This window comes from Streptomyces sp. NPDC046985, assembly GCF_040644415.1.
Taxonomy (GTDB): domain Bacteria; phylum Actinomycetota; class Actinomycetes; order Streptomycetales; family Streptomycetaceae; genus Streptomyces.
In genome coordinates this window covers 287,120-312,331 of sequence record NZ_JBEYWK010000003.1, presented here as the reverse complement: position 1 = coordinate 312,331, position 25,212 = coordinate 287,120, and the positions used below count along the sequence as shown (strand labels likewise).

The window sequence follows — 25,212 nt, the reverse complement described above, 5'->3', positions numbered from 1 at the left end:
GACCGACGGAACACCGAGAGCAGCGAGAGGTGATCGATGGGCGGCGCGGACCCCGCCGGGCCGGTGCTGGACCGGGACGAGGTGGACCGTGCGCTGGCGCGGCTCGGCCAGGAGCACGAGGCGATCGAGACCTCGCTCCTCGCCCTTCAGGACCACGCGGGCCGCAGGCTGCTGGAGGGCGCCGAGCTGACCGGCGTCACCCGGGAGCGCTGGACGGCCGCGGAGGCGTCGATCACGCTGCTGTGGACGTACTTCGACGCCTACACGGCCGCGCTGCGCAGCGCCCGGGAGATCCGCGGCCGCCGCCGCTGGTCCAGCCGCGAGGATCTGGCGGAGCTGACCGAACTGCTGCGCGGGACGTCCGTCACGGTCGGCGACGCCGCGGCGGCCGCGTCCGCGCTGACCGGTCCGGGCCGGCTAAGCCACAGTTTCTCGCTGGCGGGCCTGGTGGACCGCATGAACGAGCTGTACGCGACCGGTCTGGACACGGTGGTCGCCGCCGACGCGGTGTGGTCGGCGCTGCCCGCCCGGATCGATTTACTCGCCGCGGAGCTCCAGCGCACGCGCGCACTCGCGCACTCCGTGGGCGTGCGCCCCGGCGAGCACCCGGCGGGCGACGACCTGGAGCGGATCACCCGCTCCCTGACAGGGCTGCGCGAGCGCGTGGTCTGCGACCCGCTGGCCTTCTGGCTTCCCGCGAAGGGCAGTTCGGCGCCCGGCGGCGGCCGTCCCGACACCGCGGTCTACGACCGCGAGGCGCAGGCCCTGGACGAGGTGCGCCGGGAGATCGACGCGGTCCTCGGGGTGCGCCAGGACGCCGAGCAGCGGCTGATCAAGCTGCGCGACGTGCTCTCCCGCGCGGACCGCACGCTCGCCGAGGCCCGCACCGCGCGCGGCGAGGTGCTGGCGAAGATCGCCGCCACGGAGGTGCCGGTGGTCAGCGGCCCGCCGACGGTGCTCCAGGAGCAGTTGGCGGCGGCCGCCGAGTACCGCAGGCAGGGGCGATGGCACCGGCTGTCGCCGCTGCTGGAGTCCCTGGAGCAGAAGGCGGAGGACGAGCTGCTGCGCGCCCGCGAGTCGTTGACGGCGGTCACCGCCCCGCTGGCGGTGCGCGCCGAGCTGCGCGGCCGGCTGGACGCCTACCGGGCCAAGGTGGCCCGCAGCGGCCTGGCGGAGGACAGGCTGCTGATCGAGCGCTACGACGCGGCCCGCCGGATGCTGTGGAGCGCGCCCTGCGACCTGCGGGTCGCCGAGCAGGCCGTGCTGCGCTACCAGCAGGCGGCCGCCGAGGCGCTGAGCGGCCCACGGCCGCCGGAGCGGGGCGGGCGGCAGGACCCCGGCGGACGGGCCGAAGGGCACGGCGGACGGGCGGACGGGCGGGGGGATGCATGAGTCAGCCGGAGCAGAGCTGCCAGCGGCCGGACTGCGGCGGCGCGTATGAGGACGTGGGCGGCGGCGAGCTGTACTGCGACACCTGCGGCCTGGCGCCCGTGGTGTCGCCGAGCGGCGAGCTGGAGTCGCCGCCCACCGGGGTGACCGGCGCCGGTTCCGCCTCCGGTGCGCGCGGCGGCAGCGCGCGGACCTCGTCGCAGTCGACGCGGTCGACCGGTTCCTCGAAGTCCCGCCGCTCGGTGTCGGGGCGGCTCTCCCGCGCGGTGTCGGGCCGGGCGACCAGCCGTCCGGTGTCGGTGCGCAGCTCCGGGTCGGCGGCCGGGTCGGCCGGGCGCGGCCGGCTGGGCGCCGGGCTGGTGCGGGTGCCGCAGGTGCCCCGGCCCGATCCGCGGGCGATGGTGCTGGAGGACCCGGAGGTCCCCGAGCGCAAGCGGTTCTGCTCCCGCTCCGACTGCGGGGCGCCGGTGGGCCGCTCGCGCGGCGACCGGCCGGGCCGCACCGAGGGGTTCTGCACCAAGTGCGGGCACCCCTACTCGTTCGTGCCCAAGCTGAAGGCCGGGGACGTCGTGCACGGCCAGTACGAGGTGGCGGGCTGCCTGGCGCACGGCGGCCTGGGCTGGATCTACCTCGCCGTGGACCGTGCCGTGTCCGACCGCTGGGTGGTCCTCAAGGGCCTGCTGGACACCGGGGACCAGGACGCGATGGCGGCGGCCATCTCCGAGCGGCGCTTCCTCGCGGAGATCGAGCACGCCAACATCGTGCGCATCTACAACTTCGTGGAGCACCTGGACCAGCGCACCGGCTCCCTCGACGGCTACATCGTGATGGAGTACGTCGGCGGCAAGTCGCTCAAGGAGATCGCCAACTCCCGCCGCACGCCGGACGGCAGACGCGACCCGCTGCCGGTGGAGCAGGCGTGCGCGTACGGCATCGAGGCCCTGGAGGCGCTCGGCCACCTGCACAGCCGCAACCTGCTGTACTGCGACTTCAAGGTGGACAACGCCCTCCAGACCGAGGACCAGCTCAAGCTGATCGACATGGGCGCGGTGCGCCGGATGGACGACGACGAGTCCGCGATCTACGGCACGGTCGGCTACCAGGCGCCGGAGGTGGCCGAGGTCGGCCCGTCGGTGGCCAGCGACCTGTACACGGTGGGCCGTACGCTCGCGGTCCTCACCTTCGACTTCCAGGGCTACACCGGCCTCTACGCCGACTCCCTGCCCGACCCGGACAGCGTCGAGGTCCTGCGCCGGTACGAGTCCTTCTACCGGCTGCTGGTGCGCGCCACCGACCCGGACCCGGCCCGCCGGTTCGCCTCGGCGCAGGAGATGGCCGAGCAGTTGACGGGGGTGCTGCGAGAGGTCGTCTCGCTCCAGACGGGCCAGGCCCGGCCCGCCCTGTCGACCCTGTTCGGCCCCGAACCGAAGGTCACGGACACGGAGTTGTTCCCGACTCTGGACGGGGACGTCTCCCGCCTGGGCGGACGGGCGCCGCGCCCGCGCCGGTCCCCCTCCTCGGTGCTCCCGCCCGGCCCGGCGCTCCCGCCCAGCCCGGCCACCGCGCCCGGCGCCCCGGCCGCTCCAGCAGCGGTCACCGCACCGACCGCACCGACCCCCGCGGCGTACGCCTCCGGCGCCCCCGCCCCCGTCCCCCCGGCCGCCCCGGTGCTCGTCCGGCCGGTCGACGTGCAGGCCGCGGCCCTCGCGCTGCCCGTGCCGCACGTGGACCCCGCCGACCCCAACGCCGGTTTCCTCGCCGGTCTGCTGACGTCCGCCCCGGGCGAGCTGGTGCAGGCCCTCGCCGCCGCGCCCGCGCCGTCCGCCGAGACCCGGCTGCGCCAGATCCGCGCCCAGCTCCAGACCGGCGACCCGGCCACCGCGCGGCAGGCGCTGCGCGCCCTGGCGGAGCGGCGGCCCGACGACTGGCGGGTGATCTGGTACCGGGGCGTGGTCTCCCTGGTCGGCGCCGACCACGAGGAGGCGGCCCTCGCCTTCGACGCGGTCTACGACGCCTTCCCCGGCGAGACCGCGCCGAAGCTGGCGCTCGGCCTGTGCGCCGAGGTCCTCGGCCAGCTCGACAACGCGGCGGAGTACTACGGGCTGGTGTGGTCCACCGATCCCAGCCATGTCGGCGCGGCGTTCGGTCTGGCCCGGGTCCAGCTCGCCGCGGGCGACCGGGAGGCGGCGGTGCGGACCCTGGAGTCCGTCCCCGAGTCCTCCATCCACTACACCGCGGCGCGGGTGGCCGCCGTCCGGGCGCGGCTGCGGCACCGCACGGCGGCCGCGTCCGACACGCCGTTCGTGGAGGACCTGGCCGCCGCGGCCGGGCAGGTGGAGGCGCTCCAGGCGTACGGCCTGGACCCGGCCCGGCGGGAGTTGCTGTCGGCGGAGGTCCTCGGCTGCGCGCTGGACTGGGTACTCTCCGGAGGCCGGGACTCCGACCCGGCCTCCCGGCGGGTGCTGCTCGGCAGCGGCCTGGACGAGCGGGGACTCCGCTTCGGCCTGGAGCGTTCGTACCGCACGCTGGCCCGACTGGCGCCCGGCGGCGAGGAGAGGATCGACCTGGTGGAACGTGCCAACCGTTACCGCCCCCGAACGTGGGTGTAGTTGATGTCGCAGATGCCCCAGCAGGCCGCCCTGTCGAACTGCCCGAGCTGCGCGGAGCCGCTGGAGCCGGGTGACCGTTTCTGCGGCGCCTGCGGACACGACCTGTCCGCGGTCGCCGCGCCGTCCTCCGACACGCCCACGCTCACCATGCGGCCCGGTGCGGCCCCCGGGCCCCCCGCCCCCGGCCCCGCCTCCGCCCCCGGTCCCGGCGCCGCCGGGGAGGGCGCCGGGCAGGACGTATGGCCGCACGCGCCCCGGCCGGACGACGTCGGCGCCCCCGCGCGGACGCACCTGTCCACCGATCTGCCGGGCACCGACTCGGCCGGCGTCCCGCTGCCCGCGCAGGCGCCGCACGCCCCGCAGCCGCCGCACGTGCCGCACCCGGGCGGCGGCGCGGGCGTGCGCTTCGACCGCCCGGCCGAGCCCGAGGAGTACCCGCTCCCGGCGCCCGCCCCCCGGACCGGCGCGCACGACGGCGCCCCGGAGGAGTCCGCGGCGGTGTGCGTGGCCTGCCGCGCGGGCCGGGTCGACGGCGACGGCTACTGCGAGAACTGCGGGCACGCCCAGCCGCGCGAACGCGACCGCATGGAGCAGGAGTCGGGCCCCGTCGCGGCGGTCAGCGACCGGGGTCTGCGCCACCACCGCAACGAGGACGCCTTCGCCGTCGGCCAGAGCGCGCTGCCCGACGGAACGCCCGTCGCCCTGGCGATCGTCTGCGACGGCGTGTCCTCCGCGACCCGCCCCGACGAGGCGTCCCTGGCCGCCTCCCGGGCCGCCGTCGAGTGCCTGCGGGCCGCCCTGCCTCTGGGCACGCACCCGCAGCAGGCCCTGCACGAGGCGATCGTCGCCGCCGCGCAGGCGGTCGACGCGCTGGCCGACGAGCCCGCCCCGGCCCGCGAGCGTGCCCCGCAGCAGAACGCGCCGGCCTGCACGCTGGTCGGCGCCGTGGTCGCCGCCGGTCTGCTGGTCGTCGGCTGGGTCGGGGACAGCCGCGCCTACTGGGCGCCCTCCGACCGCTCGGCGCCCCCGGCCCGGCTCACCGAGGACGACTCGTGGGCGGCGCAGATGGTCGCCGCGGGCCTGATGAGCGAGGCGGAGGCGTACGCCGACGAGCGCGCCCACGCGATCACCGGCTGGCTCGGCGCGGACGCCTACGAACTGGAGCCGCACACCGCCTCGTTCAAACCGGACCGCGCGGGCGTGGTCGTGGTGTGCACGGACGGACTGTGGAACTACGCCGAGTCGGCCGCGGAGATGGCCGAGATCCTGCCGCCGGACGCCGCCGAACGGCCGCTGCACAGCGCGCGGGTGCTGGTCGGCCACGCGCTGGACGGCGGGGGCCACGACAACGTAACAGTGGCCGTCGTGCCGTTCCCGGCCCCGCCGCACGGGGCAGGATCGGCCTGACGGGCCCGCGCGCCCGCAGCGCGGATCCGGGGGAACGGGGTCCCCGGAGCGGCACCGGGAGCGCGGGGCGCCGGGAGCGGCACGGGCAGGCTCGGGGAGTCACGGGGGGTCGGGAGGGCCGGAGGGGACCGGCCCGCGCGCAGCCGCACCATTGTTCGCCCCGTTCGCGGGGTCCGGGAGGGGGAGCTGGTACAGCATGGCCAATTTCTCGAAGTCCGACGTGCCGCGGTTCTCGGTGGACGTGTACCAGAACGAGTACCTGCCCGAGGGGGGCCGCGAGGTCAACGCCATCGTCACGGTGACCGCCGCCGGTGGCAGTAGCGGCGGCGGTGGCGCAGGCGGCCCGGTCACGGCCCCGCAGGAGTACGCGCCGGGCCGGGCGCCGTCCGCGGCGGTGGCCCTCATGGTCGACTGCTCGGGGTCGATGGACTACCCGCCCGCCAAGATGCGCAACGCCCGGGAGGCCACGGCCGCCGCGCTCGACGCGCTGCGCGACGGCACCCACTTCGCGGTGATCGGCGGCACACACGTCGCCAAGGAGGTCTACCCGGGCGGCGGCCGCACCGCCGTCGCCGACGCCAGCACCCGCGAGCAGGCCAAGACGGCGCTGCGCAAGCTCGGCGCGGGCGGCGGCACGGCCATCGGCACCTGGCTGCGGCTGGCCGACCGGCTGCTGTCCTCCGCCGACGCAGCCATCCGGCACGGCATCCTGCTCACCGACGGCCGCAACGAGCACGAGGCGCCGGAGGACCTGAAGCGGACCCTGGAGGAGTGCGGCGGCCGGTTCACCTGCGACGCCCGCGGGGTGGGCACCGACTGGGACGTGAAAGAAGTCACAGGGATCGCCTCGGCGCTCCTGGGCAGCGCCGACATCGTCGCCGACCCCGGCGCCCTGGCCGCCGACTTCACGCGGATGATGGAGAAGGCGATGGGCAAGGAGGTCGCCGACGTCGCCCTGCGGGTGTGGACCCCGGTGGGCGCGACCATCGCGTTCGTCAAGCAAGTCGCGCCGCACGTCGAGGATCTGACCGACCGCCGCAGCGAGGCGGGCCCGCGCGCCGGGGACTACCCCACCGGCTCCTGGGGCGACGAGTCGCGCGACTACCACCTCTGCGTGCAGGTGCCCGCGGCCGCCGTCGGCCAGGAGATGCTGGCCGCGCGGGTCTCCCTGGCGGCGCCGCGACCGGACGGGACGGCGCAGACCCTGGGCCCCCAGGGCCTGGTGCGGGCCGTGTGGACCGACGACATGGCCGCCTCCACCTCCCTCAACCCCCAGGTCGCGCACTACACCGGGCAGGCCGAACTGGCCCAGGCCATCCAGCAGGGACTCGACCTCCGCAAAGCGGGCGATATCGACGGGGCGACCGCCAAGCTGGGCCGCGCGGTCCAGCTCGCCGGCGCCTCGGGGAACGCGGATACTGCGAAACTGCTTTCGAAGGTGGTGGACGTGGTCGACGCCGCGACAGGTACTGTGCGACTGAAGACGAAGGTCGCGGAGGCGGACGAGATGACTCTCGAAACGCGGTCCACCAAGACCGTTCGCGTGAAGAAGTGACCGAGAACTGACCGAGCGGGTCCGCGGCGGCGCCGCCGCGGACCGCTGCGGACGACAGCCACAGACAGCGAGCCCGGCCCGCGGGGTCCGGAGAACACCGGTCGAAGCGGCCGGAGAGGAGAGGGGGAAGCGCCGACATGCCGACCTGCCCGAACGGACACCAGTCGGGTTCCGACGACTGGTGCGAGGTCTGCGGTCACCGCATGGCCGGTGCCGTCCCGCCCCCTCCCCCGCCGCCCCCGGGCGGCTACGGCTTCCCGCCCGCGCCGTCCCACGGCGGTCCCGGCGCCCACGGCGCCCAGCCGGAGCTGTGCCCGCAGTGCCGCACGCCCCGCGAGGGCGGCGCGCCGTTCTGCGAGGAGTGCCGGTGGAACTTCCTGACCAACACGGCCACCTCCTACACCCCGGCGGCGCCGCGCACGCCGATGCCCGGCGCCGGTCCGGGCGCGGGCCCCGGCGGTGCCCCCGGCGACCGCTTCCCGCCGCCGCCCGGCCCGTCGTTCGGCGGCGACCCCTTCGAGTACCGGGGCTCCCGGCCCTCCCAGGTGAACCGGCCCGCCGAGCCGATACCGCCGCACCAGCCGTTCGGCGCCGACCCCTCGGGCCGGGCGGGCGGTCCCGGCCCGTCGGGCTTCGGCTCGGACCCCGGGCGGCCGGTTCCGCCGCCGCCCGGCCCGCCGCCGCACGGCGGACCCGGCGCCCCGGGCGGCGCCGCGCAGTCCTTCCCGGGGTCCGCGGCGCCGCCGTACCCCCAGGAGAGGCGGCCGCCGCAGCCCGGCGGCCCGTCCTTCGGCGGCGGTGACGACGACTGGGTGATCTCCCCGCCCTCGGCTCAGTCGCCCGGCCATCCCGGCGGTCAGGGCGGCTACGGCTACCCGCAGACCGGCGTCGCACAGGCCCCGCCCGGCCCCCCGTTCCCGCAGCAGCCGCGGCAGCAGGCGGCGACCTGGACGGCCACGATCGGCCCGGACCGCGAGTACTTCCTGGCGATGATGCAGCGCTCCGGCCCGGAGGCGACGGGCCTGAACCTGCCCGCCTACTCGCCCGAGCAGCAGCGCACGCTCGGCGGCAACCAGGTCACCATCGGCCGCCGCCGCCACTCCACCGGCGACACCCCCGACATCGACCTGTCGGTGCCGCCGGAGGACCCGGGCGTCTCGCACCAGCACGCGGTGCTGGTGCAGCAGCCCGACGGCAGTTGGGCCGTCGTCGACCAGAACTCGACCAACGGCACCACGGTCAACGGCTCCGACGAGCCGATCCAGCCCTTCGTGCCGGTGCCGCTGCGCGACGGCGACCGCGTGCACGTGGGCGCGTGGACGACGATCACCATCCGGCGCGGCTAGCGCCGTGACCGGCCGCCCCTTCCCGACCGGGCCTGCGCGAAGGGGCGGTTCCGGGCCTTCCGCGCGGACGGGAAGGGGACGGCAGGTCCTAGGCCCCGGGTCCTGGGCCTCCCGGTCTGAGACCATGGACGGGTGAAAGAGATTCGGCGCGGCACGCTTCAGGAGCAGACCTTCTACGAGCAGGTCGGCGGGGAGGACACGTTCCGCCGGCTCGTGCACCGTTTCTACGAGGGTGTGGCCGGCGATCCCGCGCTGCGGGCGATGTACCCGGAAGAGGATCTGGGCCCGGCGGAGGAGCGGCTCAGGCTGTTCCTGATCCAGTACTGGGGCGGCCCGACGACGTACAGCGAGCGGCGCGGGCACCCGCGGCTGCGGATGCGGCACGTGCCGTTCACGGTGAACCGGGCGGCGCACGACGCCTGGCTGCGGCACATGCGCGTCGCCGTGGACGAGCTGAACCTGCCCGAGGAGCACGAGCGGACGCTGTGGAACTACCTGACCTACGCGGCGGCGTCGATGGTCAACACCCCGGAGTGACGGGGCGGGCAGAGCATCCGGGCGGGCGGGAGGGCCGAGCGGCACGGCCAGGGCGGCGGCCTCAGCGGACGCTGACGTCCAGCGCCCCGAGTCCCGCCCGCCGCACGGCGATCGAGCCGTAGGGCGTGCGCAGCCGGAGCCAGGCGCCCGAGGAGAGCAGCGCGAGTCCTTCCCGGTCCTCTTCTTCCGGGGCGGACCGCAGGAAGCCCAGGGACTGGGCCGCGTGCACGGCGCGCACCGGCAGCGGGGTCCGGCCGACCGTCCGCGACCAGATCTCCCGGCCGATCCGGTCGAGTTCCCCGCGGGTGCGCCGCTCGGGCGCCAAGGTCTGCGTGAGGGAACGGAATTCGGCGACGGCGGCGGCCACCAAGGCGCGCAGCGCGTCCCGTCCGGGCAGTCCCCGCTCCGGTCTCCAGCCGCCGCGCGGCGGCAGCACGCCCGCCCACGGCGGCCCGGTCACCGGGTCCGGCACGCAGGCGGTGGCCGCGGACGGGTCGACGGACTCCAGGAGTTCGCCCGCCGAGACGGTCGTGTCCAGGACGGCGTCCAGCCCGTTCTCGTACGGCTTGGCCAGGCGCACCGCGCGGACCGCGAGCACCTCGAAGGGCGCCGGGCGCCCGAAGACGGCAAGCGCCGTTCCCGCCGCCTGCAACCGCACCGCGGCCGCGCGGTCGTAATGGATCAGCCGGGAGAGGAAGGCGGACAGGTCCGCTCCCTCCCGCTCGTCGGCGAGGTGGAGCACCGTCATGCGGCGACGGCCTCCTCCTCGGCCTCGTCGTCCCCGGCGTTCCCCGCGTCGCCCTCCGGGGTGTCGTCCCGCTCCTCGTCGCGGTACTGCTCCAGGAACGCGCGTTCCTCCGCGGTGATCCGGCGGGGGCGCTGGGCCTCGAAGTCGAACGGCACGACCACCGTCGAGGCCCTCACGTAGACCAGGTCGCCGTCCCTCACCTCGTAGCCGAGGGTGAAGGAGGCAGCCCGGATCCGCGTGACCCACATTTCGACGTCCACCGGTTCGTGCCGGTGGACGAGCTGCCGCTTGTAGTCGATCTCGTGGCGCGCCACCACCGATCCCTGCTGGAAATCCTTGTCCGGGCGGAACAGGAAGTCGATACGGGCCTCCTCCAGGTAGCGGAGGAACACGACGTTGTTGACGTGGCCGTAGGAGTCCATGTCCGCCCAGCGCAGCGGGCAGCGGTAGAGGTGGCGCAAGACCGATCAGCCCCGGGTCAGCTTCTTGTAGGTGGCGCGGTGCGGACGGGCGGCGTCGGCGCCGAGCCGGTCGATCTTGTTCTTCTCGTACGACTCGAAGTTGCCCTCGAACCAGAACCACTTGGAGTCGCCCTCGTAGGCGAGGATGTGGGTGGCCACGCGGTCGAGGAACCAGCGGTCGTGGGACACGACCACGGCGCAGCCGGGGAACTCCAGCAGCGCGTTCTCCAGGCTGGAGAGGGTCTCGACGTCGAGGTCGTTGGTGGGCTCGTCCAGGAGCAGCAGGTTGCCGCCCTGCTTCAGGGTGAGCGCCAGGTTCAGCCGGTTGCGCTCGCCGCCGGAGAGCACGCCGGCCGCCTTCTGCTGGTCCGGCCCCTTGAACCCGAACGCCGACACGTAGGCACGGGACGGCATCTCGACCTGGCCGACGTTGATGTAGTCGAGCCCGTCGGACACGACCTCCCACAGCGTCTTCTTGGGGTCGATGTTGGCGCGGTTCTGGTCGACGTAGGAGATCTTGACGGTCTCGCCGACCTTGATGTCGCCGGAGTCCGGGGTCTCCAGGCCCTGGATCATCTTGAACAGCGTGGTCTTGCCGGCGCCGTTCGGGCCGATGACGCCGACGATGCCGTTGCGCGGCAGCGTGAAGGACAGGCCGTCCACGAGGATCTTCTCCCCGAACGCCTTGCGCAGGTCGTCGATCTCGACGACCACGCTGCCCAGGCGGGGGCCCGGCGGGATCTGGATCTCCTCGAAGTCCAGCTTCCGCATCTTGTCGGCCTCGGCCGCCATCTCCTCGTAGCGGGCCAGTCGCGCCTTGGACTTGGCCTGCCGCCCCTTGGCGTTGGAGCGGACCCACTCCAGCTCTTCCTTGAGCCGCTTCGCCCGCTTGGCGTCCTTCTGGCCCTCGACCTTGAGGCGGGTGGCCTTGGTGTCGAGGTAGGTGGAGTAGTTGCCCTCGTAGGGGTAGGCGCGGCCGCGGTCCAGCTCCAGGATCCACTCGGCGACGTTGTCCAGGAAGTACCGGTCGTGGGTGATCGCCACGACGGTGCCCGGGTACTTGGCCAGGTGCTGCTCCAGCCAGTTCACCGACTCGGCGTCGAGGTGGTTGGTGGGCTCGTCCAGGAGCAGCAGGTCGGGCTGCTCCAGCAGCAGCTTGCACAGCGCGACGCGGCGCTTCTCACCGCCGGAGAGCTTGGTGACCGACCAGTCGCCGGGCGGGCAGCCCAGGGCGTCCATGGCCTGCTCGAGCTGGGCGTCGAGATCCCAGGCGTTGGCGTGGTCCAGGTCCTCCTGGAGCTTGCCCATCTCCTCCAGCAGCGCGTCCGAGTAGTCGGTCGCCATCTGCTCGGCGATCTCGTTGAACCGGTCGAGCTTGCCCTTGGTCTCGGCGACGCCCTCCTGGACGTTCTCCAGGACCGTCTTCGCCTCGTCCAGCGAGGGCTCCTGGAGCAGGATGCCGACGCTGTAGCCGGGCGAGAGGAACGCGTCGCCGTTGGAGGGATGCTCCAGCCCCGCCATGATCTTCAGCACGGTCGACTTGCCGGCGCCGTTCGGACCGACGACGCCGATCTTGGCACCCGGCAGGAAGCTCAGGGTGACGTCGTCGAGAATCACCTTGTCGCCGTGCGCCTTGCGCGCCTTGCGCATGGTGTAAATGAACTCAGCCAAGAGAAACCGTCCGGCAGCTTGAAATCAGGCAGTGGGCAGATACACCCCATCTTGCCGTACGGGCGGTCCTGGGCGGAAACCCGTCGCGTCCGGGGTCTCTGACCTCGCCTTTCACCGGCCCGCGCGCGGTGTATCGGGAGTCTTTCGCGGTGGAGAGGCCCTGGACCGCGCTCGTGAGGGCGGTCAGGACCCGGCGAGCGGGGAGCGGGGAACGGACGACGTTCAGGCGCGCCGGCGCGAGCGGTCGCAGTCCCGGGAGGGATACGGTCCCGGTCTCCGCCCCCAGCCGCCGGGGCGGCGTGGCACAGCGGTCGACGTCAGCGCTGGGTCGTCCTCAGTGCTGGGTCGTCCTCTTCTTGTGGACGATGCTCAGGACGGTGCCGCCCAGGACGAGGAGGCTGAGGCCGAGGGCGGCGATCAGCGGGGTGGCGCCTGCGCCGCCGGTGTCGGCGAGGTCGGTGCCGGCGGGCAGCGCGCCGACCGTGGCGGGGCTGGGCTCGCTGAGGGTCTGGGCGCTGGGACCGGTGGCGGCGCCCTGCGTCCGGCAGTCCAGGACGCCGGTGAAGCGCGGGCCCGGTCCGCCGGGGACCGTGATCGTGAAGTCGTAGGCCTGGTCCTCCTGGAGCGGGATCGTGACCGTCCCTCTCGTGCGGGCCGCGAGGGAGTGCTCGGCGCCCATCAGGGCGAAGAAGAACGGCTTCTCGCCCTTGTTGTCGACCGTGATGTCCAGTCCGCCCTGGGCGCAGTCCTTCGCCGCCGACAGCGCGGGTATCGCACCCTGCTCCCCCCAGGTCGCGCTCGCGGTCGCGGAGACGGTCGACTCGCTGGAACCGGCCAGGATCTGGGTCTGGCCGCGGCTGTCGGAGGTGAAGGCGCGGCCCACCGGCACCGTGGTGGACGCCTGCACGGTCACCTCCGCCGTGCCGGAGGCGCTGGAGACGTCGTCCCCGTCGCTCCGGGGGACGTCGAAGAACAGGCGGCTGCCGTCTGTCGCGGTGGTGACCGGCTTGCCGCGGCGGTCGACGATCCGCACGCCGTCGTCGGCGGCGTCCGCCGAGGGCGCGACCGCCACGCCGCCGGCGCCGGTGTGCACGGTCACCGGGCCCAGCCGCTCGCCGGGGTGGCCGGAGACGGCGGGCGGGTCGAGGGCCAGCGACGCCGCGGGCTCGGCCAGGGAGCGGGCGTTCTTGTCCAGATAGTCCGCCAGCTTCTCGGCCTGCGGGGCGACGGCGGCGACGTGCGCCCCGTCGGAGTAGCGCCAGATGGCCACCTGGGTGCCCGCCGCCGCGTCCTGCTCGGTGAGGTTCGCGGCGCCCGCCTTGGCGGCGAGCGCCGCCAGGTCGTTCACCTGGGGATAGGAGTTCTGGAGGATCCAGCGGATTCTGCCCGCGTTGCGATTGGCGCCGAGCGACGTGCCGCTCCAGGCCGTCTCCTGGTACCTCGCGTCCCGTTGCGCGGGGGTGCGCAGGTCGACGCAGTAGGTCTGGAGCGTGCCGCCGCCGTCCACCGACATCTCGAACAGACCGGCGGACACCTGGTGGTTCCCGGTCCCGTCATGGACGACCGCGGCGCCGTAGGTCTTCAGGCCGTCCAGGGTGGCGGTGGCCCCGCTCTGGCTCTGCGGCGCCGCGGCGGCGGCCGGGCCCGCGGCGGTCAGCACACCAGCGGCGGCGGCGAGCGCGGACATCAGGGTCGCGGCGGCCGCGCGGGCCGTCCGCCGCCTGCGCGCGGACGGCGCGGCATACGAAGCACACACTGAATTCCCTTTCGAGCAGGACCCGTTGACGTGGGGGTGCGGTCCCACCGGCAGAGTCTTCAGACTCACGGAGCCATGTCCGGCATCCTAAAGATCTCGTGCGCGCCGGGGTTCACCGTGGGATCACTCCAGGGCGGATCCGAATCGCAATCGTTATCGCGGCCACGGGCAGGTGAACCAGAAATGTCGCCAAGTCAACCGCTCGTTCCCGGGCGCACACACCGATAAGCCGCAGTTCGGGACGGCGCCGCCGCCGGTCCTCGACGGGCGGGCTCGGTAACAGGAATCCGGCCGGTCTCGGCGGCCGGGCTTCAGCGGCGGCCAGCGGAGCGCCGGTCCTCGCTCCCGGACCGCCGGTCGGCAGCCGCCAGCCGCTGATCGACGCGGTCACGTCACCGCGACCGGCTCCCGACGCTCCCGTGCACCGGTCCCGGCCGCCGCGGGCTCGGCCGCGTCCGCCCCGGCCGCCGCGTCGTTCGCCTCCTCCGCGTCCGTCCGCGCGGGCGGACGCCCGGGTGGCGGTGTCTCCCAGGACGGCTCGGGCGGCGCGGAGGCGGGAGCGAAGGACGCCGCCGCGCCCGCGTCGGCGCGGCTGGAGCGCCGGAACGCCGCCGTGCCGCGCGCCAGATCGTGGCCGATGGCGACCGCGTCGACGTCCGCCCAGGTCCGGGTGGCGCCGTCGCGGGTCTCCGTGCGCACCTTCAGCCGCCCCTGCACGATGACCGGGTCGCCCACGTTCAGCGACGCCATCGCGTTGGCGGCGAGCTGGCGATTGGCCCACACCGTGAAGAAGTTGGTGTGCCCGTCCGTCCAGGCGCTCTTCTCGCGGTCCCAGTAGCGCGAGGTGACCGCCAGCCGGAACCGCGCGGAGGCGCCCGAGGCCGGGTCCCGGTACAGCGGCTGCGTCGCCACGTTGCCCACCGCGCAGATCATCGTCTCGTTCATCGCGAGTCCCTCCCGTGCCCGGCGAACGCCGCCGGGCGGACACGCGTACGGGCCCGTCCCGTACGGCTGCGTCTGCCGCGCCGACCGCGTCCTTCGCGATCGGCGCGGAACCAGACTGCCTCCGTCGGGCCGAGCCCGCTGGGCCCTGTGGACCGCCGCCCGCCTGTGCGGAACTCCGTCACCCGGACGGGTGGCGGCGGCGCCGGTCCCTCCCCCGGCTCACCGCGTCCGCGGCCCCGCCACCCGTGCGAACTGCTCCCTCACCTCGCGGTAGCGCAGCAGCTCGGCCGCCACTGGATCCAGGACCCGGGCCCGGCCGCAGCCCGCCGACGCCTCCCGCAACCGGCGCTCCGCGTTCTGCCCGTACCGCCGGGCCGGGCCGCGCGCGGCGACGCGGCAGCCCCACTCCACGAACGGGCCGCCGACGATCCCTGCGATCATCAGCAGGACCGGCACGCCCAGGTTCGGCGCCGTCACGCCCACGATCTGACCGACCAGCCACAGCCCCCCGACGATCTGGAGGATCGTCATCGACGCCTGTGCCAGCACCGCCAGCGGCCACCAGCGGGGCCGCGGCGGGCGGCCCGGCGGCAGCCCGGCCTGTGCGGCCAGTTCGTCCAGCGCCTCCGGCAGCCCCTGCGCCCCGCGCGCCGCCGCTTCGCGCACCGCCTGCGCCCACGGCGCCGGCAGACCGGCCGAGGCGCGGTCGGCCACCGTGCGCACCGCCTGCTCGACGCGCTGGCGGGCCGTCGCCTCCTCGTCGGGCTGCGCGCGCAACGGCAGCCGGCCGGTGGGGGGGTCGCGCCGGACGTGGCACCAGCGCCACAGCCGCAGCCAGGGCGTTCCGCAGGCCCGGTTGGCGTTGCGCAGCCAAGCGCGTTCGGCCGCCTCGCCCGCGGCGACGGCGCCCACCGCGTCCGCGAGCCGGGCGGCGAACTCCTCGCGCGCCTCCTCGCTCAGCCCGGTCCGCCCCCGGGGCGCGTACAGCGGCCGCAGGCGGTCCGCCGTCGCGTCCAGGTCGGCCGCGACGCGCCGGGCGGCCGCTCCCCGCTCGGCGACGAACTTGCCGAGGCAGTCACGCAGTTCGCCGACGCCGTCACCCGTGAGGGCGGACAGGGCGAGCACTGACGCGCCCGGCTCGCCGTACTCCCCGAGGGCGATCCCGTCCTCGTCCAGCAGCCGCCGCAGATCGTCCAGGACCTGTTCGGCGGCCTCGCCGGGCAGCCGGTCGACCTGGTTGAGGACGACGAACGTGACCTCGGCGTGGCCCGCCATGGGCCGCAGGTAGCGCTCGTGGAGCATGGCGTCGGCGTACTTCTCCGGGTCGACGACCCAGATCACCGCGTCGACGAGCCCGAGGATGCGGTCCACGTGCTCGCGGTGCTGCACGGCGGCGGAGTCGTGGTCGGGCAGATCGAGCAGGACCAGGCCGCTGAGCCGCGGGTCGGCGTCCGGCGCCTGCACAGGGCGCCGGCGCAGCCGGCCCGGGATGTCGAGCCGGTCGATGAGGCTGGCCGCGCCGTCGCTCCAACTGCACGCGATGGGCGCGGCGGTGGTGGGACGGCGGACGCCGCTCTCCGAGATCGCCACACCGGCGAGGGCGTTGAAGAGCTGCGACTTGCCGCTCCCGGTCGCGCCCGCGAGGGCCACCACCGTGTGCTGTCCGGAGAGCCTGCGCCGGGCGGCGGCCTCGTCGAGGACGCGGCCCGCCTCGGCGAGCGCGTCGCTCTCCAGCCGGGCGCGGGACAGGCCGACCAGTTCGCGCAGCGCGTCCAGCCGCGACCGCAGCGCTCCGTCGTAGGCGAGCGGCGGCACGGGGCGGGTCCGGGCCGGGCGGGTGTCCTGGGGCACGAAGTCGCCCGTGATCGAGCCGCTCTCGATGACACGGCGGGCGATCAGCCCGTCGTCCCAGACGCCGTCGGGCTCGGTCCGGCCGCGGACCTCGCCGTCCTGCCCGCGCGCGGGACGGCCGGCGTCCTCGGCGTGCTCCTCGTGCGCGGGGCGGCCGGCGCTCTCGGGATGCTCCCCGTGCGCGGGACGGTCGCCGTGCCGGGCGGGCGCCTCGGCGAGGCCGGACCGCTCCGGGTCCGCGTCGGCGCCCGCCGCCGGAAACGCCAGCCCGGGGAACCCCAGTTCCGGATACGCCAGGCCCGGATACGCCAGTCCTTCGCACTCCTGCGCCGTGGCCGCCTGCCCTGGCGGGGCGTCCGGGTCGGCGCCCCGGCCCGCGTCGCGCCGCGCGCCGCCCTCCGGGAGCGACGCGGCGCCGGGCTTCGGTGCGGTTGCCGGTCGCGCCGCGTCCTCGGCGCTCGGGGCGGCGTTCTGTGTCCTGTGCGCGTCCGTGGTTCCGTGCCCGTCCTTGATGCCGTACCCCCTGGGGGCGGCGTAGCCGTTCGTGGTGCCATGCCCGCCGGTGGCGGCGTAACCGTTCGTGGTGCCGTATCCGCCGGTGGCGGCGTAACCGTTCGTGGTGCCGTATCCGCCGGTGGCGGCGTAGCCGTTCGTGGTGCCGTATCCGCCGGTGGCGGCGTAACCGTTCGTGGTGCCGTGGTCGTCCATGAAGCCGGGTGATCCGTCCGCTGCTGCGCGCCTGCCGGAGGGTCCGCGTCCGTCCGGGCGCCCGTAGCCGTCCGCGGGGCCGAAGCCGTTCCCGCCCGCGTTCTCGTCCCCGTACGTCTCCGCGGCGCCGTGTCCGTGCGTACGGGCGGAGCCGTCCGGGAGGCCGCCCACCTGGCCGGGCGTTCCCGAGGGGGCCGGTGCGCGGGCGGCCCCCGGCCCGTGGGCGGGCCGGAAGCCGCCCGCGGGGACCGCGCCCTCCGTGTGAGCGGTGTGTCCCGATCGGTCCTGGTCAGTGACGGCGGTCACCGGTCACCTCTCCTTCTGCAGTACGGACAGCGCGGCGATGAGTTCGGCCTGGGGTTCGGGATGCACCTCCAGGGCGTCCAGCGGGGCCAGCCGGCGCTCCCGCTCGGCGCGCATCACCCGGTCCAGGCAGTCAGTGAGCAGCCGGTCCGCCCGGTCGCGCAGCCGCAGCGCCGCGTGCGCCCCGATCCGCTCGGCGAGCCCCTCGCCCGCGGACCGCCCCCGGCGGCCCCCGAGCAGCCCGGTGGCGGTCAGCGCGACGACGGCCTCGGAGTCCGGCGCGAGGCTGCGGTCCAGCTCCCGCACCTCCTCCTCGGCGTACTCCTCCAGTTCCCGCCGCCACCGCCGCACGGCCAGCCCGATCCGGTGTTCGGGGCTCTCCGGAGACAGGGCGCGGACGGTCAGCTCCGGGGCGCCCGCGGCCGGCTCGCGCCGCCAGGCGTCGTCGATGCGCTCCTCGGCCGCGGTGACGGCGCACACCAGCAGGGCGGCCAAGCTCTCCACGAGCGCGTCGAGCAGTTCGCCCGCGGTGCAGTCCAGCGGGTAGGCGCGCCAGCGCTTGAGGGCGCTCCCGGCGAGCACCGTCCCCCCTTGCAGCCGGTCGCGCACGCGGGCGCACTCGCCGTCGTACGCGCCGTCGACGGCCGAGGTGAGCCGCAGCGCGGCCGCGTGCTGCGCGGCGGCGGCGCCGGCCAGTCCGGGCAGCCGGGCCTTCAGCGAGTCCAGGACGCCTTGGGCGGTGCGCGCCACCACGTGCCGCCGGGCCGTGGCGTCGTGGGCGTGGTGGACGAGCCAGGTGCGCAGCGGCGCCACGGCGGAGGCGGGCAGCAGGCCGCCGCCCCAGGCCGACTCGGGGAGCTCGGGCACGGTGAACCGGGGCACCTCGCCCAGTCCGGCCTTGGTGAGCAGGGCGCCGTACTGCCGGGACACCTCGGAGACGACCTGGTGCGGCACCCGGTCCAGGACGGTCACGAGCGTGGCGTCGTACTCCTTGGCGGTGCGCAGCAGGTGCCACGGGACGGCGTCGGCGTAGCGGGCGGCGGTGGTGACCATGACCCATACGTCGGCGGCGCAGATCAGCTCGGCGGCCAGGTCGCGGTTGCCGGCGACGAGGGAGTCGATGTCGGGGGCGTCGAGGAGGGCGAGGCCGGGCGGCACGGTGTCGACGGTCTCGACGCGCAGCACGCGCGCGGGTTCCTTCCCGGGACGCGTCAGCCGGCCGCCGCCGGACCCGGTCCCGTTCTCGGTCCCGGGTCCGAGCTTGGGCATCCCCACGCGCACGAGGTCGGGCAGGACGCGCACGCCGCCGAACCAGTGGCGGTCCTGCGGGTGGCACACCAGTACCGGGGTCCTGGTGGTCGGCCGCAGCACGCCCGCCTCGCTGACCCGCTGTCCGACGAGGGAGTTGACGAGCGTGGACTTCCCCGCGCCGGTCGATCCGCCCACGACGGCCAGCAGGGGCGCCTCGGGGTCTCTCAACCGGGGCACCAGGTAGTCGTCGAGCTGGGCGAGCAGTTCGTCGCGGTTGGCACGCGCGCGGGGAGCCCCGTCGAGGGGCAGCGGAAAGCGTGCGGCGGCGACACGGTCGCGCAGGGCGGAGAGTGCTTCGAGTAGCTGAGGCCGTACGTCCAAGGTCACCACATGCGAAGAATGCCCAATTTCAGGGGAATTTTGAAGCATATGAGCGTGTCTGCGCGCCGACAGGACACATCGGATGGAAGGGACGACTGGGGCGAGGGCGCAGTCCAGGCATAACGAGTGCACAACACCCGGTGCGTCGTGCGCCAAAAGCGATGCACGATTCGCACCCGCCTGCGATTATCGGGACCGCTTCACTGAACCTCCACATCGAGCCGCGGAGGCGAAGCGGCAGGGACCGGGACCCGGGAGCCCTATCCTTGTCCCCGGCACCGTCACGGATCGTCCCGCAACCGGGCGCCACGACGGAGGCCACCACACCAGGCCCCCGTAGCTCAGTGGATAGAGCAGGCGCCTTCTAAGCGCTTGGCCGCAGGTTCGAGTCCTGCCGGGGGCGCCACGTGCATCCGCCGCCAGGGTGACGTTTTCCCGGATTTCCCAGGTTCCCAGGACCTCGCAGGAGATCGCCACGCGTACGGCGTAAGGGCCGCCCCGCGCGCCCTGCCCGGAACCCGCCCGCGGACGCACCGCGCCGACACGCCCTTCCGCGCGCGGCGAATCGGCTCGGCGCTCGCCCGGACGGCTCGGCGTCACCGGGCGGACAGCCGGTCCATCGCCGCCTGGCTCTCCTCGTCCCCGGCGCGGTAGATCACCAGCCGCTGGTCCGGGTCCTGAAGGGGCGTCAGCACCTCGAACCGCACGGTGATCTCCCCGAGGTCGGGGTGCCGCATCGCCTTGAGCCCGCGCCCCTGGGCCTTGACGTCCCGCTCGGCCCACAGGCGCGCGAAGTCCTCGTCGTGAGCGGTGAATTCGGCGATGAGGTCGATCAGCGCCCGGTCCTTCGGATGCGCGGCCCACGCGGCGCGCAGGTGGGCGATGCCCTCCCGGACGACGCGTTCGCGGTCGACGTAGAACTCACGGATCTCCGGATGCATCAGGCACAGCCACATCGAGTTGCGCCGCGCCGGCGGCAAGGCGCCGAAATCCGTAAGCAGCCCGGCCATCTCGGTGTTCCACGCCAGGATGTCGTAGCGGTGGTTCATCAGCATGACGGGCAGCGGCGACAGGTCCTCGACCAGCCGGGCCAGCGGCGGGGCCGCGGCGGTGGCGAGCTTGTCGGCCTGGCGGGGTCGCCGCTCGGCCAGGTCGAAGAGGTAGGCGCGTTCGTCGGGGGCCAGGCGCAGCGCTCGGGCCAGCGCCTCCACCACGTCCGCCGAGGGGCGCAGCCCGCGGGCCTGTTCCAGCCGCACGATGTAGTCGATGCTGACCCCGGCCAGTTCGGCGACCTCCTCGCGGCGCAGTCCCGGGGTCCGCCGGGCCCGCCGACGCGGCGGCAGGCCGAGTTCGCGCGGATCCAGGCGTTCACGCCGGGTCCGCAGGAACGCGGCCAGCTCCTGTGCGGTGTCCACGGTGGCGTCCACGGTGCGGGTCATGCCGTTCGATCCTCCAGCAGGGTAGGACTGGCCTTCCCAGGAACGTCTTTCCCTTACCCGTGGATTCCGGCGGTCACAGACTCGTGCTCGACCGACGATGACAAGCACGGGAGGACATGATGTCGCTCACCCTGGACACCTACCGCCTGCTGGGCCGCTCCGGGCTGCGGGTCTCGCCGCTGGCGCTGGGCACGGCGACCTTCGGCGCCGACTGGGGCTGGGGGGCCGAGAAGGCCGAGGCGCGCAAGCTGTTCGACCTCTACGTCGAGCGCGGCGGCAACTTCCTCGACACCGCCGTCACCTACACCGACGGCAGCTCCGAGCGCCTGCTGGGCGAGTTCGCCCGCAGCGACCGCGAGAGCCTGGTGCTGGCGACGAAGTACACGACGCTGCGCCGGCCCGGCGATCCGAACTCCGCGGGCAGTGGCCGCAAGAGCTTGTTCGCCTCGGTCGAGGCCAGTCTGCGCCAGCTCCACACGGACTACATCGACCTGCTCTACCTGCACGTATGGGATTTCTCCACGCCGGTGGAGGAGATCCTGCGCGGCATGGACGACCTGGTCCGCCAGGGCAAGGTCTCCTACGTGGCGATCTCCAACACCCCGGCCTGGCAGGTGTCGCGCATGCAGGCCATCGCCGACCTGCGCGGGTGGTCGCCGCTGGTCGCGCTACAGATCGAGTACAACCTGATCGAGCGCGCCGCGGAACGCGACCTGATCCCCATGGCACGCGAGATGGGGCTGGGAGTCGTTCCGTGGTCGCCGCTGGCCGGTGGAGTGCTCACCGGCAAGTACAGCCGCGACGACCTGGCCGCGGGGAACGCCGCGTCCGGCGACGGCACGCGCCGGAGCGTCACTCTCGCGGGCGGCACGCTCACCGAGCGCACCTTCGCCATCGTGGACGTCGTGAAGGAGGTCGCCGCGGAGCTGGGCCGCACCCCCGCCCAGGTGGGGCTGGCCTGGACCCTGCGGAACCCGGGCGTGACCGCGCCGGTCGTCGGCGCCCGCACCCCCGCGCAACTGGCGAGCAACCTCGACGCCCTGGAAATCGACCTCACCGACGACCAACTGGCCCGCCTCGACCAGGCCGGCGCGATCGCACTCGGCTTCCCGCACGACATGCTCGCCAGCGACCACATCCGCGCGGTGACCCGCGGCGATCTGAAGATGGAACCCCGCCGCTGACACCCGAGCGAGCCCCGAGGGCTGGTGCCGCCCGCCCTCGAGGCGCCGCCAGCCCTCGGAACGCCCTCGCTCCTGCTCCCCGGCTCACCCGTCCGGCCTCGCTCTCCCGCCCTGTTTCCTGCCGGTTCCGTGCACATCGGGTGATGTACGGGAATACGCCGTGACCACAGCGGTCGTTCCGCGTTGAACGGTGAGTGCGGCGGCGCGTCCTGCCGCCGCACTCACCGAATCAGTGAGGAGAACGTGATGTCGCGCATCGCGAAGGCAGCCGCCGTCGCCCTCGGCACGGGCGCCGTGGTGCTCAGCGGGGCTGGTCTCGCCCTGGCGGACGCCGGCGCCCAGGGTGGCACCGCCGATTCCCCCGGCGTCCTGTCCGGCAACACCGTCCAGGTTCCGATCCACGTGCCGGTCAACCTGTGCGGGGACAGCGTCAACGTGATCGGCGCGCTGAACCCGACGTTCGGCAACGCCTGCGCCAACGTCTAAGAGGGCGCACTCGGCTCAGGCGCCTGACGCCTGACGCCGAACGTCCGCGCGTAAGGACAGAGCCCCGGCACCTCGAGCGCCGGGGCTCTTCCGTTTTTCCCGTTTCCCGTTTCCGGCGATCTCAGTGTCCGACGGGAACGTACGGTTCCGGGGCGGGAGGCTCGCCTATGGTGCGGCGGGCCGAGACTGCGGGTCGCGGACTGTGGGTCGGGGACTGTGGGTCGGGGACTGTGGGTCGGGGCTACGGGCCGCAGGGCACCGTTTCCGTCGCGGGGCGCCGTTTCGCGGGGCGCCGTTTCAAGGACTTTGTACGGCAGGCCGCTGGAGCAGGGCGAGCGGACGGACGGCGGCGCCCGCCGTCCCGGCCCGCACGGGCGGTCTCAGCCCTGGAGCGGCAGGCCGCCGAGCAGCGGTGCGGAGTTCAGCTTGTCGGTGGCGCCGTTGACCGTGTGGAGCAGCGAGCCCTTGTTCTCGGTGTCGAGCGCGTCCGACTGGTGCCTGATGGGCATGACGTCGACGGGGCCCTTGGCGACGGTGTGCACGGCGCCGTTGAGGCTGGTGGGCGTCAGGTCGGCGGCGTGGTCCACGGCGAACGCGGGCGCTGCGGCGCCGGCGGCGACCAGGGACCCGGCGAGAACGACGACGGCCTTGAGGGACTTCATGATGTGCCTTTCGGTCGGCGCCGCGACGACGAGCGCCGCCGCGGGCGGGGTGGATCGCCGTGCCTAACGAGTCCCAGGCGGCCTGGAAACCCCGGTGCGGGAGATCGCCGAGTCCTCATATGAGTACTTTCGTTGCGGGAAACGACCGTCGGCCGCCTGCCCGGAGGGGAATCCGGGCAGGCGGCCGACTAAAGATTGACGCGAACGTCAGCCGTTGGCGCAGGTGTTGCCGAACGTCGGGTTCAGCGCACCGATGACGTCGACGGTGTTGCCGCAGACGTTGACCGGGACGTGCACGGGAACCTGGACGACGTTGCCCGAGAGGACACCCGGGGAGCCGGCGGCGACGCCGCTCGCACCACTGTCGGCGGCGGCGATGCCGGCACCGCCGGCGACAGCCGCGACGGCGGCGGAGGTAAGGACCAGGCCCTTGGCGATACGCGACATGGAGAAGTGCTCCTTGAGTTGACACAAACAACCGGGCGAACACCCAGCACACTGTCAACGCGTGACCGGGGCCCAGGTTGTGCCGCCGAAGGGGTGATCCCGCATGCGCGCGGCTTGACGCCGGGACACGCTAGTCCGCCTTCATCTGATATAGCGCGGTCGGCGACTAGAGCGCGGTGCGTGCCCCCTTAAGTGAAGGCTCCTCAGATCGCGCTCGGCGCAAGGGAGTCGGCGCGGGCCCCGCGCGTGAGGCCGCAGCCCCCTGACGACGGCGAGCCGCCGCGTCCAGCCCCGTACGGGGTCGGGCGCGGCGGCTCAGAGCGCGCGGAAGCCTCTCAGGGCTTTCCAAGGGCTCTCTCAGGGCTGCCGAGGCTCGCCTACCGGTGGGCGGCGGAGGACCGGCCGCGGCGGTAGAGGACCGTGCCACCGGCCATCAGCACGGCGCTGGCCGCCGAGGCGCCGATCAGGGCCTCGGTGTTCCCGGCGCCGGTCTGGGCCATCTGCATGGACTGGCCGCCCGGTGCGGCCGGCGCCCCGACCTGTCCGGGCAGGTCGGCAGGGGTCCTGCCAGGCGCCCCAGAAGGGCTGCCGGACGGCGTCCCAGACGGGACGCCCCCGGGCACGTCGGCGGGCGCCTTGGAACCGGACGGCGTCGGCGCGGGGGTAGCCCCCGGCTTCGTCGGGGCGGACGGCGTGGACGTCGGGGTCGGCGTCGGCTTCGGTGTGCCGGGCAGTGTGGGCAAGGGCGGGATCGACACCGGCGGAATCGAGACCGGGGGGATCGAGACCGGCGGGACCGGTGGGACCGACACCGGGGGGACCGGCGGGATCGGCGGAATCGACACGGGCGGGACCGGCGGGATCGACACCGGCGGGAACGACACGGTCGGGACCGGCACCGGGGTCGGGGGACCAGGCAGGTTCGCCGGCGTCGGCGTCGGCGTGGCGGGGGGAGCCGGTGTGACGGGAGGCGCGGGCGTCGCCGCTCCCGAGCCGTTGACGCAGGTGTTGCCGAACGCCGGGTTGAGCACGGCCACCACGTTGACGGTGTTGCCGCAGGCGTTCACCGGCACGTCGAGGGGCACCTGAACGACGTTGCCGGACAGGACGCCGGGTGAGCCGCTGCTGACGCCGTCCGCCTGTGAGTCGGCGAAGGCGGCGCTGCCGTACAGGGAAAGCACGCTCGTCGCGGCGAACGCCGCGAACACTCCCCTGCTGAAGGTCTGTCGCAATCTAGTTGTCTTCCTGCTCGAAGCCGCTTGAAGCCGCTTGACGTTCGTGAGATGTGGGAGGGCCGACCCTGGGTCGTGAGGTACGACGTCCAAGATCGGCCCTGCCACAGCCGAGCCGGCTGATGCGCCCGGAAGGTCAGCCGTTGACGCAGGTGTTGCCGAACGCGGGGTTCAGCAGGGCGATGACGTTGACGGTGTTGCCGCACGCGTTGACCGGGATGTGCACGGGAACCTGGACGACGTTGCCCGACAGCACGCCCGGGGAACCGGTGGCGGTGCCGTCGGCCCCGGCGTCGGCGAAGGCGGGGGCGGCCATGCCCAGGGCCATGATGGCGCCGGTCACGACAGCGAGGCTCTTCTTCATGAAAGATCCCTTCTTTGGGGTCATTTCCCCATGACGGTCAGAAACCGAGTGAGCACGACCTGGGCGGTCGCCGCACTGAATGAGGGTATAGACGCAATGGAAAACCACGGAACGCGATTCACTCGGTAATTCACTCGAATGCCCAGGACATCACGCGTCTCGCCCTCGAATCCTCGGGTGGGAATTCGAGAGAAATGGCCGGGTCGCTCGCGGCCCACGCCCTGGGCGGCCGGGGCGAGCCGGTCCGGCTCAGCCCCCGCCGTTGGCCGAGAGGACCGACAGGCCCTCCAGGACATGCGACGGCGCGGCGTCCCGCCTGCCCTGCGAGAAGGTGTCCGAGCACTGCGCGTTCCTTTCCTCGTGGCGACGCGAGTCCTACGGCATCATCAACACGGCAGGAGATGTTTGGTTGCGGGGATTCACCCGGTTGGCCCGCACGGCATTCCCGGACCACCGCATCTCGCGAATCCGAAAAAGCAC

20 protein-coding genes and 1 tRNA gene are annotated in these 25,212 nt (G+C 74.1%); 9 read left to right on the top strand and 12 right to left on the bottom strand.

Annotation, left to right across the window (positions count from 1 at the left end; translation table 11 throughout):
- The first annotated feature begins 36 nt into the window (after positions 1 to 36).
- The 6 genes from ABZ861_RS05905 (at position 37) to ABZ861_RS05880 (ending at position 8,843) form a co-directional block, all read left to right on the top strand.
- Entirely contained in the window at positions 37 to 1,392 is a 1,356-nt protein-coding gene (locus ABZ861_RS05905) for a hypothetical protein (RefSeq protein WP_361624279.1), read from the top strand.
- Positions 1,389 to 3,998: a tetratricopeptide repeat protein gene (locus tag ABZ861_RS05900; protein WP_361624276.1), complete on the top strand. Its 2,610-nt coding sequence runs from the start codon at positions 1,389 to 1,391 to the stop codon at positions 3,996 to 3,998. The genes ABZ861_RS05905 and ABZ861_RS05900 overlap by 4 nt, the downstream gene beginning before the upstream one ends.
- A gap of 3 nt (positions 3,999 to 4,001) precedes the next feature.
- Positions 4,002 to 5,405 carry a PP2C family serine/threonine-protein phosphatase gene (locus tag ABZ861_RS05895; protein WP_361624273.1) on the top strand — a complete coding sequence of 468 codons (1,404 nt, stop codon included), beginning with the start codon at positions 4,002 to 4,004 and terminating at the stop codon, positions 5,403 to 5,405.
- Between the two features lie 196 nt (positions 5,406 to 5,601).
- Positions 5,602 to 6,960 (top strand): VWA domain-containing protein, encoded by a 1,359-nt coding sequence (locus tag ABZ861_RS05890; RefSeq protein WP_361624270.1) that lies wholly within the window; start codon positions 5,602 to 5,604, stop codon positions 6,958 to 6,960.
- Between the two features lie 137 nt (positions 6,961 to 7,097).
- Positions 7,098 to 8,306, top strand: coding sequence for an FHA domain-containing protein (locus ABZ861_RS05885; RefSeq protein ID WP_361624267.1), 1,209 nt, complete (start codon positions 7,098 to 7,100; stop codon positions 8,304 to 8,306).
- A 132-nt stretch (positions 8,307 to 8,438) separates the two neighbouring features.
- Positions 8,439 to 8,843, top strand: coding sequence for a globin (locus ABZ861_RS05880; protein ID WP_361624264.1), 405 nt, complete (start codon positions 8,439 to 8,441; stop codon positions 8,841 to 8,843).
- A gap of 61 nt (positions 8,844 to 8,904) precedes the next feature.
- On the opposite strand, the gene ABZ861_RS05875 is transcribed toward ABZ861_RS05880, so the two are convergent.
- The 7 genes from ABZ861_RS05875 to ABZ861_RS05845 form a co-directional block, all read right to left on the bottom strand.
- Positions 8,905 to 9,591, bottom strand: a complete 687-nt coding sequence (locus tag ABZ861_RS05875) for a hypothetical protein (RefSeq protein ID WP_361624261.1) — start codon at positions 9,589 to 9,591, stop codon at positions 8,905 to 8,907.
- Positions 9,588 to 10,052 carry a thioesterase family protein gene (locus tag ABZ861_RS05870; protein WP_361624258.1) on the bottom strand — a complete coding sequence of 155 codons (465 nt, stop codon included), beginning with the start codon at positions 10,050 to 10,052 and terminating at the stop codon, positions 9,588 to 9,590. Before ABZ861_RS05870 ends, ABZ861_RS05875 begins: the two co-directional genes overlap by 4 nt.
- Before the next feature lie 6 nt (positions 10,053 to 10,058).
- Positions 10,059 to 11,723 carry an energy-dependent translational throttle protein EttA gene (ettA, locus tag ABZ861_RS05865; protein ID WP_361624255.1) on the bottom strand — a complete coding sequence of 555 codons (1,665 nt, stop codon included), beginning with the start codon at positions 11,721 to 11,723 and terminating at the stop codon, positions 10,059 to 10,061.
- Positions 11,724 to 12,057: 334 nt separating this feature from the next.
- Positions 12,058 to 13,479 (bottom strand): thioester domain-containing protein, encoded by a 1,422-nt coding sequence (locus ABZ861_RS05860; RefSeq protein WP_361624252.1) that lies wholly within the window; start codon positions 13,477 to 13,479, stop codon positions 12,058 to 12,060.
- Positions 13,480 to 13,866: 387 nt separating this feature from the next.
- Positions 13,867 to 14,424, bottom strand: a complete 558-nt coding sequence (locus ABZ861_RS05855) for a single-stranded DNA-binding protein (protein ID WP_361624249.1) — start codon at positions 14,422 to 14,424, stop codon at positions 13,867 to 13,869.
- A 219-nt stretch (positions 14,425 to 14,643) separates the two neighbouring features.
- Positions 14,644 to 16,587 carry a YfjP family GTPase gene (locus ABZ861_RS05850; RefSeq protein WP_361624490.1) on the bottom strand — a complete coding sequence of 648 codons (1,944 nt, stop codon included), beginning with the start codon at positions 16,585 to 16,587 and terminating at the stop codon, positions 14,644 to 14,646.
- 705 nt (positions 16,588 to 17,292) lie between these two features.
- Positions 17,293 to 18,927, bottom strand: coding sequence for a dynamin family protein (locus tag ABZ861_RS05845; RefSeq protein ID WP_361624246.1), 1,635 nt, complete (start codon positions 18,925 to 18,927; stop codon positions 17,293 to 17,295).
- Positions 18,928 to 19,248: 321 nt separating this feature from the next.
- On the opposite strand from ABZ861_RS05845, the gene ABZ861_RS05840 reads away from it, so the two are divergent.
- Positions 19,249 to 19,324 (top strand) — tRNA-Arg (locus ABZ861_RS05840).
- 190 nt (positions 19,325 to 19,514) lie between these two features.
- Here ABZ861_RS05840 and ABZ861_RS05835 read toward each other — a convergent pair.
- Entirely contained in the window at positions 19,515 to 20,357 is an 843-nt protein-coding gene (locus ABZ861_RS05835; RefSeq protein WP_361624243.1) for a helix-turn-helix transcriptional regulator, read from the bottom strand.
- A gap of 119 nt (positions 20,358 to 20,476) precedes the next feature.
- Between ABZ861_RS05835 and ABZ861_RS05830 the strand changes: the two genes are divergently transcribed.
- Both ABZ861_RS05830 and ABZ861_RS05825 read left to right on the top strand, forming a co-directional pair.
- Positions 20,477 to 21,541: an aldo/keto reductase gene (locus ABZ861_RS05830; RefSeq protein WP_361624487.1), complete on the top strand. Its 1,065-nt coding sequence runs from the start codon at positions 20,477 to 20,479 to the stop codon at positions 21,539 to 21,541.
- A 246-nt stretch (positions 21,542 to 21,787) separates the two neighbouring features.
- Positions 21,788 to 22,027: a chaplin gene (locus ABZ861_RS05825; RefSeq protein ID WP_361624240.1), complete on the top strand. Its 240-nt coding sequence runs from the start codon at positions 21,788 to 21,790 to the stop codon at positions 22,025 to 22,027.
- 380 nt (positions 22,028 to 22,407) lie between these two features.
- Here the strand turns inward: ABZ861_RS05825 and ABZ861_RS05820 are convergent, their stop codons facing one another.
- The 4 genes from ABZ861_RS05820 to ABZ861_RS05805 form a co-directional block, all read right to left on the bottom strand.
- Positions 22,408 to 22,689, bottom strand: coding sequence for a hypothetical protein (locus ABZ861_RS05820; RefSeq protein WP_361624237.1), 282 nt, complete (start codon positions 22,687 to 22,689; stop codon positions 22,408 to 22,410).
- A 207-nt stretch (positions 22,690 to 22,896) separates the two neighbouring features.
- Complete coding sequence (locus tag ABZ861_RS05815) at positions 22,897 to 23,136, bottom strand: chaplin (RefSeq protein ID WP_361624234.1); 240 nt, start codon at positions 23,134 to 23,136, stop codon at positions 22,897 to 22,899.
- A gap of 377 nt (positions 23,137 to 23,513) precedes the next feature.
- Positions 23,514 to 24,368: a chaplin gene (locus ABZ861_RS05810; RefSeq protein WP_361624232.1), complete on the bottom strand. Its 855-nt coding sequence runs from the start codon at positions 24,366 to 24,368 to the stop codon at positions 23,514 to 23,516.
- 136 nt (positions 24,369 to 24,504) lie between these two features.
- Positions 24,505 to 24,732 (bottom strand): chaplin, encoded by a 228-nt coding sequence (locus tag ABZ861_RS05805; RefSeq protein ID WP_361624229.1) that lies wholly within the window; start codon positions 24,730 to 24,732, stop codon positions 24,505 to 24,507.
- Between the last annotated feature and the right edge of the window lie 480 nt (positions 24,733 to 25,212).